Annotated in this window: 23 protein-coding genes; 11 read left to right on the top strand and 12 right to left on the bottom strand. The window is 56.1% G+C overall.

From position 1 onward, the window contains the following. The first annotated feature begins 99 nt into the window (after positions 1-99). The 4 genes from E1J53_RS16840 to E1J53_RS16825 all read left to right on the top strand — a co-directional run bounded on the left by E1J53_RS16840 (position 100) and on the right by E1J53_RS16825 (position 3,947). Positions 100-855, top strand: a complete 756-nt coding sequence (locus E1J53_RS16840) for a ZIP family metal transporter (RefSeq protein WP_134273421.1) — start codon at positions 100-102, stop codon at positions 853-855. 100 nt (positions 856-955) lie between these two features. Continuing rightward, entirely contained in the window at positions 956-1,885 is a 930-nt protein-coding gene (locus E1J53_RS16835; RefSeq protein ID WP_134273422.1) for a DMT family transporter, read from the top strand. A gap of 47 nt (positions 1,886-1,932) precedes the next feature. Further along, on the top strand, positions 1,933-3,342 hold the full coding sequence (radA, locus tag E1J53_RS16830) for a DNA repair protein RadA (protein ID WP_134273423.1): 1,410 nt from the start codon (positions 1,933-1,935) through the stop codon (positions 3,340-3,342). A 173-nt stretch (positions 3,343-3,515) separates the two neighbouring features. After that, positions 3,516-3,947 carry a cytochrome c gene (locus tag E1J53_RS16825; protein ID WP_134273424.1) on the top strand — a complete coding sequence of 144 codons (432 nt, stop codon included), beginning with the start codon at positions 3,516-3,518 and terminating at the stop codon, positions 3,945-3,947. Between the two features lie 57 nt (positions 3,948-4,004). Here the strand turns inward: E1J53_RS16825 and E1J53_RS16820 are convergent, their stop codons facing one another. Both E1J53_RS16820 and E1J53_RS16815 read right to left on the bottom strand, forming a co-directional pair. Then, a complete protein-coding gene (locus tag E1J53_RS16820; RefSeq protein ID WP_134273425.1) occupies positions 4,005-5,225 on the bottom strand; it encodes a hypothetical protein in 1,221 nt (406 codons plus the stop codon). Positions 5,226-5,327: 102 nt separating this feature from the next. Then, positions 5,328-6,368, bottom strand: coding sequence for an aldo/keto reductase (locus E1J53_RS16815; protein ID WP_134273426.1), 1,041 nt, complete (start codon positions 6,366-6,368; stop codon positions 5,328-5,330). A gap of 382 nt (positions 6,369-6,750) precedes the next feature. Here E1J53_RS16815 and E1J53_RS16810 point away from each other — a divergent pair, with 382 nt between their 5' ends. The 3 genes from E1J53_RS16810 (at position 6,751) to E1J53_RS16800 (ending at position 8,795) form a co-directional block, all read left to right on the top strand. Further along, complete coding sequence (locus tag E1J53_RS16810; protein ID WP_134273427.1) at positions 6,751-7,329, top strand: sigma-70 family RNA polymerase sigma factor; 579 nt, start codon at positions 6,751-6,753, stop codon at positions 7,327-7,329. Positions 7,330-7,393: 64 nt separating this feature from the next. Beyond that, positions 7,394-7,651: a hypothetical protein gene (locus E1J53_RS16805; RefSeq protein WP_134273428.1), complete on the top strand. Its 258-nt coding sequence runs from the start codon at positions 7,394-7,396 to the stop codon at positions 7,649-7,651. A 106-nt stretch (positions 7,652-7,757) separates the two neighbouring features. Next, on the top strand, positions 7,758-8,795 hold the full coding sequence (locus E1J53_RS16800) for a DNA topoisomerase IB (RefSeq protein WP_134273429.1): 1,038 nt from the start codon (positions 7,758-7,760) through the stop codon (positions 8,793-8,795). On the opposite strand, the gene E1J53_RS16795 is transcribed toward E1J53_RS16800, so the two are convergent. From E1J53_RS16795 to E1J53_RS16780, 4 genes are read right to left on the bottom strand one after another with little or no spacing between them, the layout of a single operon-like run. Next, positions 8,767-9,771: a DUF4835 family protein gene (locus E1J53_RS16795; RefSeq protein WP_134273430.1), complete on the bottom strand. Its 1,005-nt coding sequence runs from the start codon at positions 9,769-9,771 to the stop codon at positions 8,767-8,769. The two genes, E1J53_RS16800 and E1J53_RS16795, sit on opposite strands and share 29 nt — an antisense overlap. 41 nt (positions 9,772-9,812) lie before the next feature. Then, positions 9,813-11,060, bottom strand: a complete 1,248-nt coding sequence (gene coaBC / locus E1J53_RS16790) for a bifunctional phosphopantothenoylcysteine decarboxylase/phosphopantothenate--cysteine ligase CoaBC (protein ID WP_134273431.1) — start codon at positions 11,058-11,060, stop codon at positions 9,813-9,815. Between the two features lie 11 nt (positions 11,061-11,071). Further along, positions 11,072-11,419, bottom strand: a complete 348-nt coding sequence (locus E1J53_RS16785; protein ID WP_134273432.1) for a DNA-directed RNA polymerase subunit omega — start codon at positions 11,417-11,419, stop codon at positions 11,072-11,074. Continuing rightward, on the bottom strand, positions 11,385-12,218 hold the full coding sequence (locus E1J53_RS16780) for an outer membrane protein assembly factor BamD (RefSeq protein WP_134273433.1): 834 nt from the start codon (positions 12,216-12,218) through the stop codon (positions 11,385-11,387). Before E1J53_RS16780 ends, E1J53_RS16785 begins: the two co-directional genes overlap by 35 nt. A 225-nt stretch (positions 12,219-12,443) precedes the next feature. Between E1J53_RS16780 and E1J53_RS16775 the strand changes: the two genes are divergently transcribed. Then, positions 12,444-13,379, top strand: a complete 936-nt coding sequence (locus tag E1J53_RS16775) for a DUF3137 domain-containing protein (RefSeq protein WP_173021535.1) — start codon at positions 12,444-12,446, stop codon at positions 13,377-13,379. 464 nt (positions 13,380-13,843) lie between these two features. Here E1J53_RS16775 and E1J53_RS16770 read toward each other — a convergent pair whose 3' ends face one another. The 4 genes from E1J53_RS16770 to E1J53_RS16755 are packed head-to-tail and all read right to left on the bottom strand — an operon-like array spanning position 13,844 to position 16,378. Then, a complete protein-coding gene (locus tag E1J53_RS16770; protein ID WP_134273435.1) occupies positions 13,844-14,317 on the bottom strand; it encodes a T6SS immunity protein Tdi1 domain-containing protein in 474 nt (157 codons plus the stop codon). Between the two features lie 28 nt (positions 14,318-14,345). Beyond that, positions 14,346-15,257 carry a phosphatase gene (locus E1J53_RS16765; RefSeq protein ID WP_134273436.1) on the bottom strand — a complete coding sequence of 304 codons (912 nt, stop codon included), beginning with the start codon at positions 15,255-15,257 and terminating at the stop codon, positions 14,346-14,348. Between the two features lie 27 nt (positions 15,258-15,284). Beyond that, a complete protein-coding gene (locus E1J53_RS16760; protein ID WP_134273437.1) occupies positions 15,285-15,770 on the bottom strand; it encodes a hypothetical protein in 486 nt (161 codons plus the stop codon). After that, positions 15,767-16,378, bottom strand: coding sequence for an outer membrane beta-barrel protein (locus E1J53_RS16755; protein WP_173021534.1), 612 nt, complete (start codon positions 16,376-16,378; stop codon positions 15,767-15,769). Before E1J53_RS16755 ends, E1J53_RS16760 begins: the two co-directional genes overlap by 4 nt. A gap of 141 nt (positions 16,379-16,519) precedes the next feature. Here E1J53_RS16755 and E1J53_RS16750 point away from each other — a divergent pair, with 141 nt between their 5' ends. After that, on the top strand, positions 16,520-16,813 hold the full coding sequence (locus tag E1J53_RS16750) for a hypothetical protein (RefSeq protein ID WP_134273439.1): 294 nt from the start codon (positions 16,520-16,522) through the stop codon (positions 16,811-16,813). 95 nt (positions 16,814-16,908) lie between these two features. Here E1J53_RS16750 and E1J53_RS16745 read toward each other — a convergent pair whose 3' ends face one another. Together E1J53_RS16745 and E1J53_RS16740 are read right to left on the bottom strand one after the other, a co-directional pair. Then, positions 16,909-17,571: a hypothetical protein gene (locus E1J53_RS16745; protein WP_134273440.1), complete on the bottom strand. Its 663-nt coding sequence runs from the start codon at positions 17,569-17,571 to the stop codon at positions 16,909-16,911. 86 nt (positions 17,572-17,657) lie between these two features. Beyond that, positions 17,658-18,224, bottom strand: a complete 567-nt coding sequence (locus tag E1J53_RS16740; RefSeq protein WP_134273441.1) for a hypothetical protein — start codon at positions 18,222-18,224, stop codon at positions 17,658-17,660. Between the two features lie 130 nt (positions 18,225-18,354). On the opposite strand from E1J53_RS16740, the gene E1J53_RS16735 reads away from it, so the two are divergent. Next, the gene (locus E1J53_RS16735; RefSeq protein WP_134273442.1) at positions 18,355-18,714 is read left to right on the top strand and encodes a BlaI/MecI/CopY family transcriptional regulator; all 360 of its coding nucleotides are present in this window, start codon (positions 18,355-18,357) and stop codon (positions 18,712-18,714) included. Between the two features lie 12 nt (positions 18,715-18,726). Next, positions 18,727-20,574, top strand: a complete 1,848-nt coding sequence (locus tag E1J53_RS16730; protein WP_134273443.1) for a M56 family metallopeptidase — start codon at positions 18,727-18,729, stop codon at positions 20,572-20,574. Positions 20,575-20,696: the final 122 nt, after the last annotated feature.

Here is a 20,696-nt window from a genome sequence, read left to right as displayed (position 1 = left end):
CCATTGGAGGAAGAAAGTCAGAAAAAAGAGAAGTGCAATGCTGTTGCATTTAACTTTTGGGGGAGCCCGGCGTTTGTGTACCGATAATGCCTTTATAAAATGCTCATCTGGCAATACCTGCTGCTGATTTCCAGTGTCTTCATTGGGGGTGGTTTCGCACAATTCCTCCGGGGGCGTGACGAAAGCCAGCGGTGGCGGATGTATTTGCCCTTACTGCTTTCCTTCAGTGGTGCCTATCTGTTGGGCATTGCAGCCATGGAACTGATGCCGGGGGTCTTTCAGCAGCCCGGCTACCACACCGGAGCCTGGCTGCTGGGGGGCTTCTTCGTGCAACTCCTGCTGGAAAGCCTCAGCCAGGGAGTTGAGCACGGCCACGTCCATACGCACCGCAACCAATCTTACCGGTACGCCATCGGGGTGATGATCGGGCTGGGGTTACATGCGCTTCTGGAAGGCTTACCCCTGGGCGCTTCGGAGGGCTTAATGGGGCATGACCACTCTTCGCACGATCACCCGGATAACGTGCACCTGCTTTTTGGGATCGTGCTCCATAAAATCCCCGCGGCCTTTGCGCTCGGACTACTCCTGCTCCACTCCGGCTATTCCAGAATATTTACCTGGGGGTGCTTGGCATTTTTCGCCATCCTGTCACCTATCGGGGCCTGGCTGGGGGAAATCATCAGCATTGATCCCGTGTGGCAGAACCGGGTGCTGGCCCTGGTCGTCGGTAGCTTTTTGCACATTTCCACCACCATTCTCTTTGAAGCGGATGGTGGACGGGGACACGGAATCTCCCTTAAAAAGTTTGTGGTCATCGTCATCGGAATGTTGGTCGCCTACTTCACCGCTCACTAAGGACTGACCGACTACGGGCAATATTTAGCGATTGTAAGTTGGGTAATTATCCGTCCAAACTGCGACTTGTCGGTCACGACCTTCGCCCCACGTATTCATCATGGCCAACCCCCTAACGCTCGAAGACCAGTCCGCTTACCTTCGGAACCGAAGACTGGGACTCTTGTGTCTGCTGTCGGGGTCCATCCTGTTCTCCTGCAAGGCCATCGTCATCAAGTTAGCCTACCAGTATGCCGTGAGCAGCATCAGCCTGCTGGGGCTCCGGATGGCTTTTTCTCTACCACTTTTCTTACTCATCGGATACTACCGTCGGGAACGCTCCAGTACCCACGGCAAGGTAAAGCGTGGCGACTACGTGGCCCTAGTCCTACTGGGTATTTGCGGCTACTACCTGGCCAGTTACACCGATTTTCTCGGCCTGCGCTACCTCAGCGCGGGGATGGAGCGCCTGATTTTGTTCAGCTATCCCACCATGGTACTCGTCCTGCAACTGATGATCTTTGGGGTCCCCATACGACGCGTTCAGTGGATTGCCGTGGTGATCTGCTACGGGGGAATCACCCTGGCCTTCAGTGGAGCTGATTTTAGCGCCGGGAGTAACCTGCCCCTGGGGGCAGGATTGATTCTGCTGAGCGCCCTGCTGTATTCGGCCTTCGTGATCGGAAGTGGCCGGCTGGCGCCCCGGCTGGGAAGTATTCGCTTCACCAGTATGGCGCTGGTGGTGGCCAGTGTTGCCGTACTAACCCATGTTTTCTTCTCCGGAGCGCCCCTGTTGGGCCTGCATTATATGGTGTACGTTTACGGTCTCATTATGGCCGTATTTTGCACCGTGATCCCGAGTTACCTCATGACGGAGGGGATTCGCCGCCTGGGGGCCGGAGATGCGGCCATCGTTGGGGCCATCGGCCCCGTAGCCACCATTGTCCTGGAATACTTTGTGCTCGGAGAAAGCCTGAACCTGGTGCAGGGTTTGGGGGCCTTCCTGATCATCTCCGGCGTGGTACTCATCGGGAGGAGTAAGGGGAACTAGGTGCTAACATTTTGTTGTATATTTGAATTTTTATAGCAAATCGTATTATGGCTAAGGTTAAGGTCGCCTTCTTCTGCCGCAACTGTGGCGCCGAATCACCAAAATGGATGGGACAGTGTCCGAGCTGCCGGGAGTGGAATACGCTCGTGGAGGAAAAGGTGGTGAAAACCAAGAATGACCGTTTAGAGCAGAAACCGGACTGGAGATCAGTTGGCTCCGGCGCCGCGGCCAAAGCCGCGGGCCCCCTGGGGAAGGGCCCCCGCCCGGTACCGCTCGACGAAGTGGTGGCGGGAGAGGTGAAACGGCTCGTCAGTCCCGATGCCGAGCTCAATCGGGTACTGGGCGGCGGTATCGTGCCGGGCAGCATCGTTCTCTTCGGGGGGCAGCCCGGTATCGGAAAATCAACTCTCTTGCTGCAGCTGGCCCTCAATCTGGGGAAGAAAGTCCTCTACGTGTCCGGAGAAGAGAGCGAGGAGCAGATCAAAATGCGCGCCGATCGCCTCGGCGGAAAGGCCGAGAACTGTTACCTGCTGACCGAAACCAACACCAATAAACTCCTGCAACACGCGGCGGACCTGAAGCCAGACCTGCTCATCGCCGACTCGATTCAGACCCTGGCCAGCCCCCACGTGGAAAGTATGGCGGGTACGGTAAGTCAGGTTCGGGAATGTGCCGCCGAACTGCAGCGATTCGCCAAGGAAACGGGGATTCCTACCTTCCTGATCGGTCACATCACCAAAGAAGGCAGCATTGCCGGCCCCAAACTGCTGGAACACATCGTCGATGCCGTGCTGCAGTTTGAGGGGGACCGAAATTATACCTACCGAATCCTGCGGACACTGAAAAATCGCTTCGGGAGTACGGACGAACTGGGAATTTACCAGATGGATTCCTCCGGGCTCCGGGAAGTCACGAACCCCAGCGAATTACTGCTTAGCGAACGGGATGAGCAGCTGTCCGGTTCCGCCGTCTGTGCTACGCTGGAGGGGATGCGCCCAATGCTGGTGGAAGTGCAGGCGCTGGTGAGCACGGCCGTCTACGGGACGCCCCAGCGCAGTGCCACCGGCTTTGACCTTCGGCGCCTATCCATGTTGCTGGCCGTGCTGGAAAAACGAGCTGGTCTCCCGCTTGGCAACCAGGACGTCTTTCTCAATATCGCTGGAGGACTGCGAGTCGATGACCCCGCCATTGACCTGAGCATTATCGCGGCCCTGCTGTCCAGTGCCATGGACGTAAACGTACCGCCGAACGTCTGCTTCGCCGGGGAGGTTGGCCTCAGTGGGGAAATTCGGGCCGTAACCCGGATCGAACAGCGCATCCAGGAGGCGGATCGCCTTGGTTTTCGGGCCATCTACGTCAGCAAATACAACGTCAAGGGCCTGGACCCCGACCGCTACGGCATCCGGATTCATACCCTGAGTACGGTGCGGGAACTCTACGAAGCGCTGTTTGCTTGATCTGGCCTTTCTCGGCCGTTGACAAAACAATGACAAATTGCACCAACGGGAATGATCTTGTTGGTATTTATCGGTTTTTTCAGGAACTAATTTGGGTGCTGAACCAGGAGGAATAGTCGTGGTCACCTGCGGCCTGTCCTTCATCTTATCACCCATTTAGTTTCCGAAACGCCATGCTTAAGCTGCCATCTAAACTTCAGACCATTTTTGCCTTTCTGCTTACGGCAGGACTCTTTTTTATCCTTCATTCCTGCACCGAACCCGCCCCCGACGGTTCCTTCGCCAAGCAGGCCGAGGCTGGGGAAGCTCACTTCATGAAATACTGTGCTCGTTGCCACGGCGAAGACGGCAAGGGAATCGTCATCGATTCTCTGGGGACCCAACCGGCGGACCTCACGCAAATCATGAAGGGCAGAAGAAGTAAGGAGTTCCCCATTTTGGAGGTCGCCTTCCAGATTGATGGCCGAGAAATGGCCAAAGCCCACGGTGCGCGCGATATGCCGGTTTGGGGAGAGGTTTTCTCCGAAGAAGAGTACATGAACGAGGGCGAAATCAAGGGTAAATTGGGTGAATTGATCGCCTACATCATCGAAATCCAGGAATGATACCATAGTCCTTATCCGAACGGCTGGTGGCTAGTGTTCATCAGCCGTCCGGATGGGCTACTCTTTTGCCTCGAAGCTGGCGCCGTCGATGGGCTCTTCGATGTAAACTTCCCAGGGCTGATTGCCCGATTTTAGCGCCCGGAATTGGGCGGTGGACGAGGAGGTGAAGTAGACAAACTGACGGACGGGATGTCCCTGCCCCAGCACGAAGCGTCGGCCGGTTTTTTCGTCGCGGGGATAGTATCGCTCGCGACCATTCTCAAAGCGCAGGGGGTGATGGTCCTCGGAGAATCCAAGTTTGGCGACTTCATTATCGTCTAACCGACGTTCTTCGTAGTACGTCCAGCGACCCCGCTCGCGGGTTGCATAAAAGTGACGCTTGCCACCATCTCCCGGGGAAACTACTTCCAGTTGGCGACTGATCGAACCGTCATCGTTGTCCCAGTCGAGTTGGGCCGTTCGGCCCACCGTAGCGGGAGCACCCTCCAGCAGGATGTCATCTCCCGTGCCACTCAGGTAAAAGGGGAAGGTGAGATCGTGCTCCGGAGCGGGAAGGATCCGGGGTTTGAGGAATCCACTGGATGAAGATGCCGCCCAGTCTTCTCCGGGGACGAAAATGCCGTCATCGGACGACCGCCGGGCCGCTTCCGCGGCGATTTTGTGCTCCGCCTCCTCCATCTTCTGCGCCATGGACGCCGGTAACCACTTCTTGATTTTTTGCAGCCTTTCGAGATTCGCCCGCACCTCGTCCAGGTTGAGCCCATTCATGGATTTACCGCTCAGGTTCATGCTGGGATCGTCCGCAATGCCCAGATAACGCTCCACGGTAGCTTCTACTTCGAGTAACCTTTCCTTATCCATTTCTGCGCCGATGAGCTTTACCCTGGCGTCCGTATCCAATTGGGCCATCAATTGATAGGTAGACTGGTTGTTCTGCTTCACCGGGCCAATCTCGACGTAGAGTTGTTTGACCGCCCGCGCGGGAATCTGCCTATCCTTGGAAAACCAGGGGATGGGGCCGTGGGTGATGGTCAGCTCCTGGGAACTGGCCTTAATGACCGACTTATTAAGGAACAAGGTCAGGGTATACCAGCCAATGAACGCGCCGGCAATCAGGTGGAATACAATGAACCAACCCGCGCCAACGGCCAGGAAAAACAGGACGAAAGCATTCCAGAAAAGAGAAAAGAAGGCTAGAAACCAGCGGGAGGGGTTACCCCAGGAATAGGTAATGTCCAGGGCACCGGCGCTTCGCTCGATTTTTAATTTTTTTGACATGGGATGGGCAAGTGTATGGCGCTAAAGATAAGTGCTGTCACGAATCAATAATAGCGGGGCTACACTTTCATGCCACTGCTCACAGACTTGTTACGGACAGGTTTATACCGAAGGGTTCGGGTACCTGGCCTGAACGGCATTGATGTCTTTGATTACTTCGGCGCTAAGCTGAAGGTCAATGCTATCAATGTTCTCCTTCAACTGCTCCAGGCTGGTGGCTCCGATGATGTTGCTACCGGTAAAGTCACGGTCATTGACGAAGGCCAGCGACATCTGCGTGAGGTTCAGGCCGTGTTTTTCGGCCACCTCCGCGTAGGCGGCCGTGGCCGCCAGGGCGTTGTCGTTGTTGTAGCGGGTGTACTGTTTGAACTGATTGAGGCGGGCGTCCGGGCGGTCGGTACCGCGGAGGTATTTTCCGCTGAGGCGCCCCATGGCCAGGGGGGAATAGTGGAACCCGGCGATGTTTTCGCGCAGACAAACCTCCGCCAGGCCAACTTCAAAACTCCGGCTCAACAGGTTGTAGGGGTTTTGGATACTCACCGGTTTGGGTAATCCGTGCACTTCCGCCAGGTGAAGGATACGCATAACTCCCCAGGGCGTTTCGTTACTGAGCCCCCAGTGACGGATGACGCCCTGTTTGATCAGCTCCTGCATGTTTTCCAGGATTTCCAGGAAATCATCCTCCCAGGGGTCATGCTTGATGCTGCTTACCCCCCGGGTACCGAAGAAATTGACTTTCCGGGCGGGCCAGTGAAGCTGGTACAGGTCAACGTAGTCGGTTTGCAGGCGCTCCAGGCTTTTGCCGAGGGCTTCGTCCAGCTGCGCCCGCCCGAAACCCAGGTTGGGACGGATATGGCTGGCAAAGGGTAGGGGGCCGGCGATTTTGGTGGCCAGGTAGTACCGGTCGCGGTTGCCGCGAGCCTTGATCCAGCTGCCGATGTAGCGTTCGGTACTGCCCTGGGTTTCGGCCCGGGCGGGAACACTGTAAAGTTCGGCGGTATCAATGATGTTGATGCCCCGTTCGAGTGCGTAGTCGAGTTGTTCGTGGGCTTCGGCCTCGGTGTTTTGCTGGCCGAAGGTCATGGTGCCAAGGCAGATGCGGGAAACCTCCCATCCGGTTGTTCCAAAAGTAGTGTAACGCATATCGGGGGGCGCCGGAGCGCATTAGTACGGATTGTTTTTTTAGGGAAGGTGGCGGCGGTCCAAAAGGTTTACCCCGAAACGGGAAAATACCCACCCCGGTAGAGACAAGGCACACTGTAGAGACAAGGCATGCCTTGTCTCTAAACACCCCCGCACCCAGAACAACCACCCACCGGTTTGCTCCTCCGAAAAACCACGGCACCTGCGGCCCCCGCAAAAAAAAATTAAAAAAAATTGCACCCAACGCAACTTCTGGTCCCGGTCGGGGCATTTTCCCCGCGTAAACAACATAACCTGAACCTTACCTGATTAAACTTAGGTAAAGCCGGAAGGCGGTATTTGTAGCATCGTCAGGCCGGCACAAACCCCACAAGGGACCATTATGGCACGCAACACCCGCGAGCGAATCTTCGAAACGGAAATGCTGGAGCACTACCAGGTGGTGTACAACTTCCTGTTCCGTATGTGTGGCAACGGCGCCGACGCCGCTGACCTCACGCAGGAAACTTTTGCGCGGGCGTACGTGAAAATCGATCAGTACGAACCCGGTACTAACGCCCGTGCATGGTTGTTCCGCCTTGGCCAGAACCTGTTCATCAACGAGTACCGTAAGCGTACGCGTCGGGGTGAAACGGAGCTGGACGAACGGACCGCCTACAACCAGCGTGACGAAGGCCATTCTATGGCCGGATTTACCGACCTACGGATCGCCGGAGCCCTTGATCAGGACTTCTCCGATCAGATCGTAAAAGCGATGGCCCTGCTCAAGGATGACCAACGCGCCATCATCATCATGGCCGATCTGTATGACTTCAGCGAAAAGGAAATTGCCGAGGCAATGGACATGAAGCTGAATACCGTTAAGTCTACCACGCGGCGTGCCCGCCTGGCCCTGATCAAGCAGCTCAGTGGCTACGCCGTGGATACTTACGGTATCGTCAATACGCGCAACCTCGGATAAATTCATCAGTGCCACTCCGCGAAAGGCTCGCGGAGTGGCACTTTTTTCATACAATTTCTTAACAATGCCAAATCACAGTCGCAACTCCCAAAAGCCTAAGCTCATCGATCCCAAACTGCCCGAAGTGGCGGACCGGGAACCCGAAGTCTTTGATCACGAATCCTGTCTGGACCTATCCATAGATGGCAGAACAGGAGACCTGAAAAATCCCGAAGCTTATCGCGTTTTTATGAAGCGGAATTTAGGGTGGCAGCGCCCACCGGCAGACTTACTACAAAATATCCACGCCCGCATCGAACGAATTAAAGCCGGCGAAGAATAGTTAGCGACTTTTAGCACATTTAAAATTTTGCCCGTTACCCCATCGGTAACGAACATATTTGCCTCCCGGGTAGCTTTGGTAAGAGCATAGTAAACGAAACCTACCCATGGGAGCTCATCCCGCACGTACGCAGTACGTACCCCCCAAGTTAGTCCACGTATCCGATGACCGCCCCGGTTGGTCACGCCGCCGTTACGGTCGCGGATTCCAGTACCTCCGGGAAAACGGATCCCCCATCCGGGAACCCCGGATCAAGGCCCGACTCCGGGCGCTGGCCATACCGCCGGCCTGGACCGACGTCTGGATTTGCCCGTTGGAAAACGGCCACCTGCTCTGTACGGGGCGGGACAATGCGCAGCGCAAGCAATACCGCTACCACCCCCTGTGGCTGGCCTACCAGCAGCAGAATAAGTTTGATCGCCTGATCAAATTTGCCGCCCGACTACCCGAGGCTCGGGGCACCATCCGTAACCTCCTCACCCAGGTGGGAGCAGGGTGGACCCGCCGACGGGTGACCGCCCTGGCCCTGGCCATCATGGACGAAACGGGGATGCGGGTGGGCAACGCCGGCTACCGGAAACTGAACGGGACCATCGGACTGACGACTCTGCGCCGTAAACACCTGGAAATTGATATCTCCAGTCTCCACTTCGCCTATCCCGGCAAGAGTGGGGTAGACCGTTCGGTCGATTTGACCGACCCACTGCTGGTTCGCCTCATCAAGAACGTCAGTGAACTACCCGGATACGAACTCTTTCGGTACCGGGGGAAGGACGGCAAAATGCACAACCTCGAAAGCGCGGACGTGAATGAGCTCGTCAGCGAACTGTTCGGGGATGAGTTCAGCAGTAAATACTTCCGCACCTGGGCGGGGACTTCGGCCGCCGTGCGGTCGCACTGGGCGCTGAAGCAGGAAAATCCCGACGAGGAACGTCCCGATTTACGCACGCTGGAAGGCGTCGCGGAAGAACTTGGTAATACCGTAGCGGTGTGCCGGGAATATTACGTCCACCCGGCCGTTCTCACGGCGATTCGGGAGGGCAATTTACCGGATGCCTCCAGCATCACCCCACAAGAGGATCGCCTGCTGGGGGACACTTTCGAACCGGAAGAAATTATCGCTTTCCGCGTGTGTTCCGCCTGACGGGAGCGCGGCTCACGGAAGGACGACGTCCACCGGTGAACCGGATGTTGCGGTAGGTGGAAGCCTTCGACGGGTCCAGCCGACTCATGGCGGAAATCACCGTGTTCTGCTCCGGTCCGGTAGCTCCCTTGTAGATTTCCACGATTTCCTCGCGCTTGGCGTCCACGAAGGCCTGAGCGTACATCGTATTGGGGTAGGCCTGGTTGGCCTTCACGGCGTCTTCGATGGCCAGGGTAATGTTGGCGCGGGCGGCCGCCACGTCGATGGTCATCATGTCCAGCCCCAGGCGGTGGTAGGTGTAGTAGGCCCGGCGAAGAACCAGCATCCGGCCTTCCAGCACATTTTCCAGCAACCAGTAGCGATTGCGGCTCTTGTTGCCCGAGCGCCATCCCTGAGTGTTCTGAATCTCCGTGGGCAGGCGGTTATAGAGATCCTGGGCCTTCTTGAAGAGTTCTTCTCCGCCACGGGGGGAGAAGGTATCGTAGTCAAATCCGAGAATCATGTAGGAATAAAAGGCCAGAATGTTGGCCAGGTCTCCGGTGTACGTCTGCTCACTGTACTGAATGCCCTCCCCGCGCTGGTACTGGAACTGCACGAACCGATCCTGAAAATTGAAGACCGGCGTTTTTTCCGTCGTGCCGTAAATGGGCCGACTGCTCTGCACGGCAACGGTGGCCTTGTAGACGTCGGGTACGACAACCGAAGCACCGCCGCCTTTATTGGACTCCTCAAAGACTTCACTGATCGTGAGGAAGATGGTGGCTTCCACCCGTTCTTCGGGCAGAAAGCGGTCCTTGGTCCAGAAAATACCGTCCAGGAAACGGACGATCTGGCTTTCCAACTCGTTGAAAATCCGCTTGTCCGTTTGGGTAATCTGATCGGTGTTGATCTTTACCGTCCAGTCGATTTCACTTTGGGCGTAGCCGCAGGTGCCAAGCAAGATCAGAAAGGTGCAAACAAGTAGGGAACGTACCATGGGGAAGTGATTGGTCAGTATTTCGTTTGATGGTGCCGGGCCTAGGTGGTCGGGGATAACCGCAGGACCAGCTCCTGCAGGATGTCGTGGGCCACGAGATCCTTAGATTTTAACTCGTAGGGCGTCACCTTATTGTGATCCACTACCTGAATTCGGTTGGTGGCGTGGCCGAAGGCTGCTCCGGCCTCGTTGGGGGAGTTCAGCACGATGAAATCAAAATTCTTTTTGCGGAGCTTGGTGCGGGCGTTGTCGACCTCGTTCTCGGTCTCCAGCGCAAAGCCGACCAGCGTCTGGTGGGGCTGCTTACTGGCCCCGAGGGTAGCGGCAATGTCGGGGTTGCGGACCAGATTGATCCGCAGGGGCCCTTCGCCTTTTTTGATTTTCTGCTCCGACACGGTGGCGGGGCGGTAATCGGCCACGGCTGCGGCCAGAATGCCGGCCTGGGCCCGGGGCCAGAGTTCCACGGCCCGGTCGTGCATCTCCCGGGCGGAACGCACGGAAATCAGGTTGATGCCCTCCCGTTGGGTACTGAGGTGGGTGGGGCCGAGGAGCAGGTCTACCGTGGCGCCGCGCGCCGCGGCGGCCTCGGCCAGGGCGATGCCCATGCGGCCGGTGCTGCGGTTGCCGAGGAAGCGGACCGGGTCCAGATCCTCCAGCGTAGGGCCGGCTGTGATCAGCAGGTGCTTACCGCTTAAATCATGAGGGATGGCAACCGGTTTGGTCCCGGCATCCTGCGCACCTGCGCCCTGAGCAAAAAAGGTATTCAGTTGAAGCAGGATATCCTCCGGTTCGGCCAGCCTTCCCGCGCCGACCAACCCACTGGCTAATTCTCCTTCGGCAACGTCGATCAGATGGTTGCCGAAAGACTGTAGCCGCTTGACGTTGGCGACGGTGGCGGGGTGGAGCCACATGTCCACGTCCATGGCGGGAGCAAAGAAGACGGGGCAGCGGGCGGAAAGATAGACGGCCACCAAGGCGCTGTCGCAGAGCCCGTGAGCCATCTTAGAGAGGGTAGTGGCGGTAGCCGGTGCGACGAGCATCGCGTCCGCCCACAGTCCCAATTCTACGTGGTTGTTCCAGCTAGCCTCGTCGTGTACCGAAGAGACGACCGCGTGCTTGGACAGGGTAGAAAGGGTCAGGGGGCTGATGAAATCGGTCGCCGCCCGGGTCATCAGTACCCGTACTTCGGCTCCGGCTTTCACCAACCCCCTGACGATCAGGGCGCTCTTGTAGGCGGCAATGCTGCCGCTGACGCCAAGAATTATTTTCTTACCGCGGAGATGTTCCAAACTCCCGCAGACTAAAAGTCATCTTCCTCCTCCCGGCGCTCGTTGTACCGGTGGTAGAGTTCGTCGTCGAGGAATTCCCGCATGGCGATCAGTACCGGGTTGGGAAGCTTCTCGTAGAACTTGGAGATTTCAATTTGCTCCTTGTTCTCCGTCACCTCTTCGATGGTGTCGGTTACTTCGGCAAATTCTTCCAGCTTCTGGTCCAGTTCATGCTTGAGGTCAACGGCAAGCTGACGGGCACGGCGGCTGACGATGGACAGCGTTTCGTACACGTTGTCGGTGTCCTTAACCAGTTGCTGAATATCACGTGCGGATACGTCTGGGCTAAGACCTTGGGCCCGTGCTTTGATATCTGACATCTTTGAGTTCGTTTAGTCGTTTATTTGATTTTTCCAGATTGCGTTCAATCTCTTCACGATTCTCGCTTTCCGGGTAGCGGTCCAGAAAAAGGTTACTTAACTCGACCGCTTCTTCGTAGCGTTCCCGCTGACGGGCAACGAAACTGCGTTCTGCGTACTGAAATTGTGATTTCGCCATCAGGTAGCGAATTTCTTCGCCCCGCTGGGTTTCGGGATAATCCTTCAGCAGGTTGTTGAAACTCTGAATCGCTGATTCATAACGCGAAAGGTCCATGTACAGTTTTGCCGATTCAAAATCCTTCAGCTCCATTTTGGCCCGCATCTCGTCGATGAGGCGGTTGGCTTCGGCTACCCGCGGACTGGTGGGGTAGCGGTTAGCAAACTCCTCGAAGCCCTCGATCGCCTTCTCGCTGTAGCTTTGGTCCAGGCGGTAGACGGGACTGAGCTGGAAATTAGAGTAGGCCGACATGAAATCGGCTTCTTCCCGCAGCGTACTGCCACCGTAAGTGGTGGCGAAGTTCTTGAAGTAATAGCTCGCCAGCACGTACTGCTTGGTGTAGTAGTAGGTGTAGGCGTAGCGGTAGGCGATTTGTTCGGCTTCGGCCTGCCCCCGGTAGGGAGCGATGGTCAGCTCATACAGGGTCTGAGCCCGCTGATATTCCTCAGCATCGTAGTACTCATTGGCCTTTTTGAGCCAGAGCTCGGGGTTGCCGCTGGTGCGCACTGATTCAAATTCAGAACGGCAGCTGGCGAAGGCCAGGGAAAGCAAAACAGCAAAAAATAAGTGGCTGATTTTCATAGGGGCGCAAAGGTAAGGCGATTTGGGGAGATACGGTAGCCCCAACTGGGACGGGGACTTTCTGGAGCTTCCCAAGAAGTAGTGAAGAATTAGTGATGGCATAAGTCGGTGCCCGGAACAGATCGGACACCCATGATCCATTCAAGGAGTATCCTGGATGCCGTTTTGGTTGGGTGGGGCCGGTGGTGGAGCCGACAAATCAAAAAATCAAATATCTTGGGGGCCATGATCGTACCCCCGCGGATTGATGAACTCCGGGTGTATTACAACACCACTATCCGGCCGGAGTTGCTCCGGCTGGAGCGCCTGAGGATTCGACTGATCCGGGGAATCGTCCTTTCCCTGCTGGCCATCGCGGCCCTGGGGGCCGCGTTCGTGATCTACGATCTCGGGTTTCTCATTTTCCTACTTGCGGTGCCGGTGGTTTTTTACATCGGTAGCCTGTATTTCCGCATCGAGAAGTTTCGTCAGGCCTTTAAGCCGGCCATCGTCGAACTGCTGATGACCTTTCTGAATGAGTCCCCCAATTACCGCTCGCTAACCTATGACCCCAAGGGCAAGATCAACCAGGATCGTTTTGAGCGCAGTGGGCTTTTTCGTCCCATGCCGGATACCTACCACTCGGAAGACTACATCCGCGGGATGGTGGGCGAGATGGCCTTCGAAATGGGGGAGGCCTACGTACGGGAAATCAGTCCGGCCAGCAACCGACTCCTTTTGGTGTTCAGTGGCTTGTTCGTCCACGCCATCTTCAATGAACCCACTACGGGCCAGCTGGCCGTCTGGCCCCGCCAGAACCTGCGCCGCCTGAAGCGCACCATCGATGCCTACGTATCGTCGGGCGGGAAACTGGCGGACGTGGAAATTATGAACCCCGGCTTCCGCGAAGAATTTGCGGTTTACGCCAAACCGGGTACCCACGTGGCGGGCATCTTAACGCCCCCGATGCAGGAAGCCATCCTGGAGTTCTCACGGGAGCAGGACCGCGACATCTTCTTCGCCGTCTACAACAAGGATCTCTTCATCGGGGTGGCCCACGAATACGACCTGCTGGAGCCCAAGTTCTTTTCCTCCAACCTCTCCTTCCAGCTCATCCGGCAGTTTTATACCGACATCACCATCATGCTGGAAGTGATCCAGGACTTTGACCAGACGCACTAGGGGAGGATAGAATGATAGAAGGACAGGATGATTGAATGTCGTCCGACGAATCCGTCACGGCCTAGCCGTGTACGCTTCGTCTGACGAATTGGGGGCTAAGATTCAGTTGGCGGACCGTCGTTGGTTAAAACCTTATGCCGGATAAATCCGGCGCTACAGAATGATCATTGTCAGAGAATCCGGTCGAGCACTTCTAGTGCGAGCGGTAATCCAGGGCTTTGACCAAACCCTTCAGATAGGGATAGAATGATTGAAGGACTGAATGATTGAGGGGCGGAGCACTGCATTGTTTAACCAACCTAGCCATTTCAGTAGCGACGGCTTCAGCCGTTGATCAAAACCTTTTGCCGGATAAATCCGGCGCTACAGAATCATCATTGTCAGAGAATCCGGTCGAGCAATTCTAGTGCGAGCGGTAAATAACGGACGCTGAAAATTGGAAACCTGGGTTGACGAATTAGGGGTTAAGATCCAATTGGCGGACCGTCTTTCTTCTGCCGATCAGTGGTGGTAAGTTTTACTTCATCTCCATCTTTCAGATCCTTAATCTGGAAACCCAGGTCACCACTCAGGCGAATCAATTCCTGAAAGCTAATTTTTCGAATATTGCTGACGTTGTACTGGCCACCCAATACCCCCGGAAGGACCAGATAAAATTTTTCGTATGGAGCCAATTCACCCAGGACGGCTTTGGCTTCCTTCACCAGATGATCCATCTCCCAATCATCAATAAACTCTTGTTCGGTGAGGACCTGGTTTAGTTCGGTTGCCGAGGAAGCAATTTTATGGCAGCTAAGTTCTTCGGGGCATAAACGCCAGTATTCATTCAGGGCCGTTTTAAAAATCACGTTTCCAAAATCATTGATCCGGATGGCTTCGGTGGCCGTAAACCCCTTCCAGTTCCAGGCTTGATTAATCGTGGAAATAACCTCCCTCATGTGAAATAGCTTGCTCACCGGGCGAATCCTACATCTCCGACAACATCCCCTCCTTCATCGCGTAATCACTGACCGTCACCCGACGGATGCCCGCGAGGGTGAAGACGAAGCGCAGCAGAATCATGGCCACCACGATCATGTCTGCGCGTTGGGCGGGGATGCCGGGCGTATGGAGCCGTTCTTCGAGGGTGGAGTTGATGATGCGATCGTGCAATTCCGCCAGCCCGTCAAGCTGGAGTTGGTGGCTCGTGGGATGCTTGGGGGCGTTTTCGTCGTAGAGGACGTTGGCGAGCACGTCGAAGGTTCCCGCAGCGCCCACCAGATGGTGGGCGGGGTAGCGCTCCAGTGCCCGCTGCAGCGGGCGCAACTCCCGGGAAAGGAAGTCCTCCAGTCTCGTCACCTCCCCGGAGGAAATGGGGTCCTGGTGGTGGAAGCCGTTGTGCAGGACGGAAACCCCCACCGGGAAGGATTGCCGCCAGAGCGCTTCTCCGTCCGCCACGATGATGAATTCGGTGGAGCCGCCACCGATGTCCATGATGAGGATGCGACCTTCGGGCGGAGGTATGGCCAGCAAGACGCCTTTGGTGATGAGGCGCGCTTCTTCGTCTCCGGGGATGAGGGTGATGTCGATGCCGGCCGCTTCGCGGGCCTCGCGAATGAAATCCGGACCGTTGCTGGCCGTGCGCAGGGCGGCCGTGCCAAAGGCCCGGACTTCCCGGACCTCCTGCTCATCCAGCACCTGGCGGAAGAGTTTCAGGGCCTCCTGGCCCCGGCGATAGGGCGCCGGCCCGATCTCGGCAATCCCGTTTTCCGCCAGCTTTACGAAGTGCCGCTCCCGGTGAATTTCGTGGATGTGGCCAACGTCATTCACCTCCGCAATCAGGAGGTGAAAGGTATTGGTGCCCAGGTCGATGACCGCATTACGGCGAACGGTGTGCATAGTGGGGAGGGTTTGTTAAGGAAGGAACTACTGTCCGCCACCTCCGGCCTGTTCCTGGACGGATCGCATGATGTTGTAGTAGAATTCCAGTCCTTCGGCAGTGAGCCCGTTGGCGTAAGCCGGTTGCCCGTTTTCGTACCAGACGTAGTAGGTGCACTGGTCGCCGAGGTAGATATCCGCTTCCTCCACGTTGACGCCGTTGACCTGGTACCAGAGGTGACCAATCGGCTTACAGGCGGGATTGATTTTTGGTGCTTCGGCACCCACCAGCACCAGGCTGGACCGGATTTGATCCAGCGTATTCTGGTTGATGGAGATGGGAACCTGATAAAAGGTGGCGTCCATGTAGGTCGCATTATCAAACAGGTATTCCAGTTTCTCTACGGGAATGGGCGGATATTCCGGCACTTGGGTGCTGGTCGTCGCGGTGGTGGCACCGCTATTGGAACTATCTCCTCCGCAGGCGAAGAGAAAAAGGCAGAGGCAAAGGGAGCAAAGGGTCTTTCCGATCATTGTTCTTCAATTGGTTGGGGCATTTCTTCCCCGTCACCAAAGGTATACACTAAACGCAAACTAACCGTGCGGCCGCGGAAGTCCGGCGCCTGCCGGTTGAAGTCACTCAGGTGCTTGGACCAGCGCATGTTCATGCCCCAGTTCGGACTGAAGTAGATGGTTGCTCCGGCCTTGAAGGCCACCAGGTTTTCTTCGAATTCGGTAACCTCCGTGATGTCCTGCCCGCCGGAATCCAGGGCGCTGAAGTTGATCAAGCGCTGATAGCTGAAGCCCGCTTCGGCGGTAATGCGCCAGTCTTTGAAGTAAACCATCAGCGGCACTTCCAGGGTGTTCAGGCGGAAACGGTCGTAGGGGCTGATGTTGACCGTGTTCGCGTTACGCCGGGCCCCCTGTTGGGAAAACAGAATTTCGGGACCCACGCGCCAACGGTCACTCAGGATGGCCACTACCCGCAAGCCGGCGTTAAGGCCCGGCTGGTAAAACCCATTCAGGTCATCCCCGTCAATCTGACTGAAGTTAACCCCGAAAAGGGCCGAACCACGGAACGTCTGGGCACCTGCGCTCGTCGCAAAAAACAGAAAGAAAGACAGGAAAAGTAGTTTTTGCATGGGGCAAAAGTAAATAGCATTTATAGATTCGGAGCGGTAAGCCATCGCCGGAGGAATCAAAATTCCTTCGCATCTTCGCGCTGGCCTTTTCCTCCCGGTCAGGGTGGTACGGGAAAGAAAAGCTCGGGAAATTTCAATTACATGGTACCCAACACCAAGCACGGACTGAAGAAACTGGAGACCCTCGCCAAGGAGCTGGGGTATACCGTCCGCTACGAAAAAGGGAATTTTCAGTCGGGATATTGTCTCGTCGAAAGTCGTAAGGTTGCCATTATCAACAAGTTCTTTGATACCGAGGCCCGGGTGACTTGTCTGCTGGACATCCTGAGCCAGTACCGTACTCCCGAAGCGGAACCCCAATTAAGCCCACCCTCCGAAAAATTGTGGGAAAAACTCAAACCCTTCCTCGGAATCCGGGATCCGGAAGAAGAATAGACTTTTGGCCTGAGGTCATACACGGAAAAGAAATAAAAAACCCCACCTCAAAAACTTGAGGCAGGGATTGACAGTGTGTTTGTTTGTCCAGTATCTTATTGATCGTCGTCCGTTGGGTCAAAGAATTCCGTACTGGCCCAGGGTGCATTGACCATCTTGGCCTTTTTCCATTTTCCGGAGCGTTCGTGGTAATCATACATCACCCGATTCGAGCGACGGGTTTCTCCGTCCTTCTGCACTCGGAAAATCTGCATGATTTCGAATTCGGTGTCTCCGTCCACGTCGGTCAGAAAGCTGTCGATCTGACGGCAGTCGTTTCCTTCACACTGGCGGTAGGCCAGGGTTTGTACGTGCTTCACCACCGCGTCATCAATCTGAAACATTTCGATGCGGTCCTGATCGGCACCTTCCATACGCACCAGGTACAACTTACCGCCCTGTCCGTCGCGAACGGCGGCAGCGGCGTATAGCGTGGCCTCCATCCGGTTGGCTAACCGCTGAATCTTATTGGGCAGCAGCGCGGTTTCGTATCCTCCGATCACCTGTCCACGCAGAAGGTATACTTCATTGGGATCAATGACGGGATCCGTGTACACGTGGAAAAACCCAACGTTCTGGTCGGGGAAGGCGGCATCCCAGGCGGCAAGACTCTCCGTCGGGAAATCCGATTCGTTCTGCGAAAGACTCACGCCCGCATCCTGGGCGATCAGGGTGGTAGATAAGAGGGTAGATATTATAAAGGCCAGTAATTTACACATGTTGGTTTTTTATTATTCAACATGAGCTGGCGGGGCATTTGTTCGTTTTTGCTGGGGGTCTGGTCCAAAAATTCTTTGGGGGGAGATTATTCTTCGATCAACTCCAGCCTGGCCCGTTGAAATCCGCTGACCAGAAAGGAGTTTACCGGGGGGATTTCTTCTCCGGCGTGTTCCTTGCCGCCACTTTCCCGGATGGGGGCTTCCTTGCCGCTGTGGATGGCGTAAACGAGGTGATCACCCCGGTGCTCGACGGAAGAAATGATGTAATTGCCCATCACGGTGAACATGCTCTGGTAAATATTGCCCAGGTAGTATCCGTCCAGTAGAATGGTGTTCTTCTCGTCACAAACCCAGTGGTGCGGCCCGTCGGGGCCCCGCACGATGTAGTAATCCCGTTTGCCGGCCACCTTGTCCTCCCCGTAAATGATGGTGTAGGTATAGGTCGTATCGTCCACCGGCAGAATGTGCAGTTCCATGGGCACGCTTTGTACCACGCCTTCCGGCCGGTAAATCTCGAGGGTGCCGCCCCATTTTCCCTCGAAGTCTTCGGGGAAGGCGGGCGTTGTGGCAGTTTGAGCAAAACAACTGGGCGCCGTGGCGCAGGTGCCAAGCAATACCAGAAAGAGCAGGGGGAAGCGGTGGAGTAGGGGCATCGGTAGTGATTTGCCACAAAGATGAAAAAGACAACGAAATACTCCCCGGAAAGGAAGGGGGACGAAAAAAATAGTTACTCAACTATAAAAATAGTTGCTCAACTAAAAATTTAGCCATAGCTTTGATTCCATGGAAACCCTGACCCGAAAAGAAGAAGAAGTACTACGGTTGCTCTTTAAGCTGAAGCGCGCCTTTGTCCGTGACATCATTGACGCCATGCCCGGCAAGAAACCCGCCTACACTACCGTATCCACGGTAATTCGTAAGCTGGAGGAAAAGGGCTACGTGGACCATGAGGACTTTGGTACCACCTACCGTTACTTTCCCGCCATCAGCGAAGAAGACTTTTTCCAGCGCGACATCCGGCGGGTAGTCAGCGACTTTTTCAACGATAGCCATAAAGACCTCGTTTCCCACTTCGCCCGCAACAAGAAGCTGACCCGGGCGGATCTGGAGGACATCCTCCGGATGATTGACGAACAAGAATAAACACCTAAAACCATGATTACTTATTTACTCAAGGCGAGTATCGTCTTGCTCTGCCTTCCACCCGCTTACTGGCTGCTCCTGCGATTCTCTGATCGCTACCAACTCAACCGCTTCCTGCTGCTGCTCGGGGTGGCCGCCACCCTGCTGCTGCCCGTCTTACCCCTGCCCAGTCCCTTACCCCCCGCCAGCGAGACGATTGAGCGCCTGATCCGGGAAACCCCGGTTTTCACGGAGGTTGCCGCGGTAACCGCGCCCACGGAATCAGTAACGATTATTCCAGCCGCAGCGCCGGCTACCAGCCCCGTCGCGGTTCCTCCGGCGGTCCGCGCTTGGACGCCGAATTACCTCCACCTCTATGGCCTGATAAGCGGTTTACTACTGTCGTTATTAACCTACAAGTTGGCCCGGATGTGGCTCATTCATCGTCGTTCGGCCGCCTTGCCGGGGTATGCGGGCTGCCGCCTACTGGAAGCAGGAGCGAGTGCCGGCCAGGCCTTCACCTTTGGCCGGACCGTGTATCTGTCCGCTGACCTACTCGGAACCCGTGACTTACCGCTGATCCTACGCCACGAGCGGATCCACGCCCGGCAACTCCACGCCCTGGACATCCTCATTGGAGAGCTCTTCCTCTGCTTTTTCTGGTTCCATCCCGGGGCCTGGTGGCTGCGGCGCGCCCAGCGCGCCAACCTGGAGTACCTGGCCGACGAAGGGGCCCTAAAACAGACCGGTGACCGCCGGGCCTACCAACTGGCGCTGGTGCGCCAGAGCATCGCCGGCCAACAACTGGCCCTGGCGCTGCCGTTCTCTGAGCCGAGCCTGAAACGCCGGATTGAGAAAATGGGACAACGCCGGAAGCAGAAAATGGTCGTTGGTCTGGCGGCAATGGGACTCATGGGGTGGCTGGTAGTAGCTACCTTCCTAATCAATGGTCGCGAGACTGCCCCGGTACTCTTTCCCGGAGCCGATAGCGTGGCCCAGCCCGGCGGGGCGGGCCAACTGATCGAAAATCACGCCCAGGTGTACGCGAACTGGTTCGACCAGAACGATTGGCTACCCGAACGAATCGACAAGTTTGAGCTGTATTTCCGGCGCCTGCCTACTCCCGAGGAATACGCCCAGATTAAGGCGGTCCTGCACGGAATTTCCAAGACAAACTTCTCCATTTATCATCCCTGTTATGATGATCCGGAGTCTTACGTGGTGCAACTTGATCATTATTTCAACATAGATGCCGCCAGTGAGCCCCTGCGGGAGGGGGAGTTGCTCAGGGATCATCGGGTGCTCAAGTTGGTCCCGAATGGTCCACTGGGGGCTGACCGTTCCCTGCCCCATCCAGTGGTGGGGCGTTTTACCCCGGAGCTCAAGTACACGACTACCGCATCCTTCTTCGGGGAGCAGCAACCAGAAGAAAATATGCGATTGCTTGATTACCGAATGGACATAGAGGAGGAAGAAATTGCCCTGTTTGTCAACAACGAGCGCTTCGATTTTGTGGATGGAAATCTGACCGGGCTACCCGCCATTCGCTCCTACAAGAGTATACCCGGCACGCTTCCCGTACCACCCAATGCCCGCCTTGGTTGTCTGCTGCGGGATTCCAGGTTCGGCGGCGGCATTCAAAAATATTTTTGGAACGACGTGGAAGATCATCGGGAATTTGCGGAAACCACCCTCGCAAAGGTATTAGCCAATAACACTAACCGGGCAGTTCACTACTTCCATAATGAGGCGGAAATGTCCCGGACCGCATTGTTTTCCCAGGACTTTCCGCGAGAGACCATCATCCAGCTCGGGTATCGGCCCAATGACCCTGAGGGAGAAATCATCGTCCAGATCATTGACGATATGCCCTGGAACTAGCGGGTGCTGGTCACCGATCTTGGCAGCAAATCAATGGTGTCGTCTTTCCCCGGCCATCGGCCGGGCAAGTCCGAAAGACGACCATGCCCTCAAGAAGCGGAATTGGACTCTGTCGATGAATC

It is taken from the genome of Lewinella sp. W8 (assembly GCF_004375085.3).
Classification (GTDB): domain Bacteria; phylum Bacteroidota; class Bacteroidia; order Chitinophagales; family Saprospiraceae; genus Neolewinella.
This window is presented reverse-complemented; position numbering and strand designations above follow the sequence as displayed.

What these genes read in the sequence shown, in the direction of transcription:
- E1J53_RS16840 (WP_134273421.1), top strand. Translation starts at nt 100, where the DNA reads ATGCTCATCTGGCAATACCTGCTGCTGATTTCCAGTGTCTTCATTGGG.
- E1J53_RS16835 (WP_134273422.1), top strand. Translation starts at nt 956, where the DNA reads ATGGCCAACCCCCTAACGCTCGAAGACCAGTCCGCTTACCTTCGGAAC.
- radA (WP_134273423.1), top strand. Translation starts at nt 1,933, where the DNA reads ATGGCTAAGGTTAAGGTCGCCTTCTTCTGCCGCAACTGTGGCGCCGAA.
- E1J53_RS16825 (WP_134273424.1), top strand. Translation starts at nt 3,516, where the DNA reads ATGCTTAAGCTGCCATCTAAACTTCAGACCATTTTTGCCTTTCTGCTT.
- E1J53_RS16820 (WP_134273425.1), bottom strand. Translation starts at nt 5,225, where the DNA reads ATGTCAAAAAAATTAAAAATCGAGCGAAGCGCCGGTGCCCTGGACATT.
- E1J53_RS16815 (WP_134273426.1), bottom strand. Translation starts at nt 6,368, where the DNA reads ATGCGTTACACTACTTTTGGAACAACCGGATGGGAGGTTTCCCGCATC.
- E1J53_RS16810 (WP_134273427.1), top strand. Translation starts at nt 6,751, where the DNA reads ATGGCACGCAACACCCGCGAGCGAATCTTCGAAACGGAAATGCTGGAG.
- E1J53_RS16805 (WP_134273428.1), top strand. Translation starts at nt 7,394, where the DNA reads ATGCCAAATCACAGTCGCAACTCCCAAAAGCCTAAGCTCATCGATCCC.
- E1J53_RS16800 (WP_134273429.1), top strand. Translation starts at nt 7,758, where the DNA reads ATGGGAGCTCATCCCGCACGTACGCAGTACGTACCCCCCAAGTTAGTC.
- E1J53_RS16795 (WP_134273430.1), bottom strand. Translation starts at nt 9,771, where the DNA reads ATGGTACGTTCCCTACTTGTTTGCACCTTTCTGATCTTGCTTGGCACC.
- E1J53_RS16785 (WP_134273432.1), bottom strand. Translation starts at nt 11,419, where the DNA reads ATGTCAGATATCAAAGCACGGGCCCAAGGTCTTAGCCCAGACGTATCC.
- E1J53_RS16780 (WP_134273433.1), bottom strand. Translation starts at nt 12,218, where the DNA reads ATGAAAATCAGCCACTTATTTTTTGCTGTTTTGCTTTCCCTGGCCTTC.
- E1J53_RS16775 (WP_173021535.1), top strand. Translation starts at nt 12,444, where the DNA reads ATGATCGTACCCCCGCGGATTGATGAACTCCGGGTGTATTACAACACC.
- E1J53_RS16770 (WP_134273435.1), bottom strand. Translation starts at nt 14,317, where the DNA reads ATGAGGGAGGTTATTTCCACGATTAATCAAGCCTGGAACTGGAAGGGG.
- E1J53_RS16765 (WP_134273436.1), bottom strand. Translation starts at nt 15,257, where the DNA reads ATGCACACCGTTCGCCGTAATGCGGTCATCGACCTGGGCACCAATACC.
- E1J53_RS16760 (WP_134273437.1), bottom strand. Translation starts at nt 15,770, where the DNA reads ATGATCGGAAAGACCCTTTGCTCCCTTTGCCTCTGCCTTTTTCTCTTC.
- E1J53_RS16755 (WP_173021534.1), bottom strand. Translation starts at nt 16,378, where the DNA reads ATGCAAAAACTACTTTTCCTGTCTTTCTTTCTGTTTTTTGCGACGAGC.
- E1J53_RS16750 (WP_134273439.1), top strand. Translation starts at nt 16,520, where the DNA reads ATGGTACCCAACACCAAGCACGGACTGAAGAAACTGGAGACCCTCGCC.
- E1J53_RS16745 (WP_134273440.1), bottom strand. Translation starts at nt 17,571, where the DNA reads ATGTGTAAATTACTGGCCTTTATAATATCTACCCTCTTATCTACCACC.
- E1J53_RS16740 (WP_134273441.1), bottom strand. Translation starts at nt 18,224, where the DNA reads ATGCCCCTACTCCACCGCTTCCCCCTGCTCTTTCTGGTATTGCTTGGC.
- E1J53_RS16735 (WP_134273442.1), top strand. Translation starts at nt 18,355, where the DNA reads ATGGAAACCCTGACCCGAAAAGAAGAAGAAGTACTACGGTTGCTCTTT.
- E1J53_RS16730 (WP_134273443.1), top strand. Translation starts at nt 18,727, where the DNA reads ATGATTACTTATTTACTCAAGGCGAGTATCGTCTTGCTCTGCCTTCCA.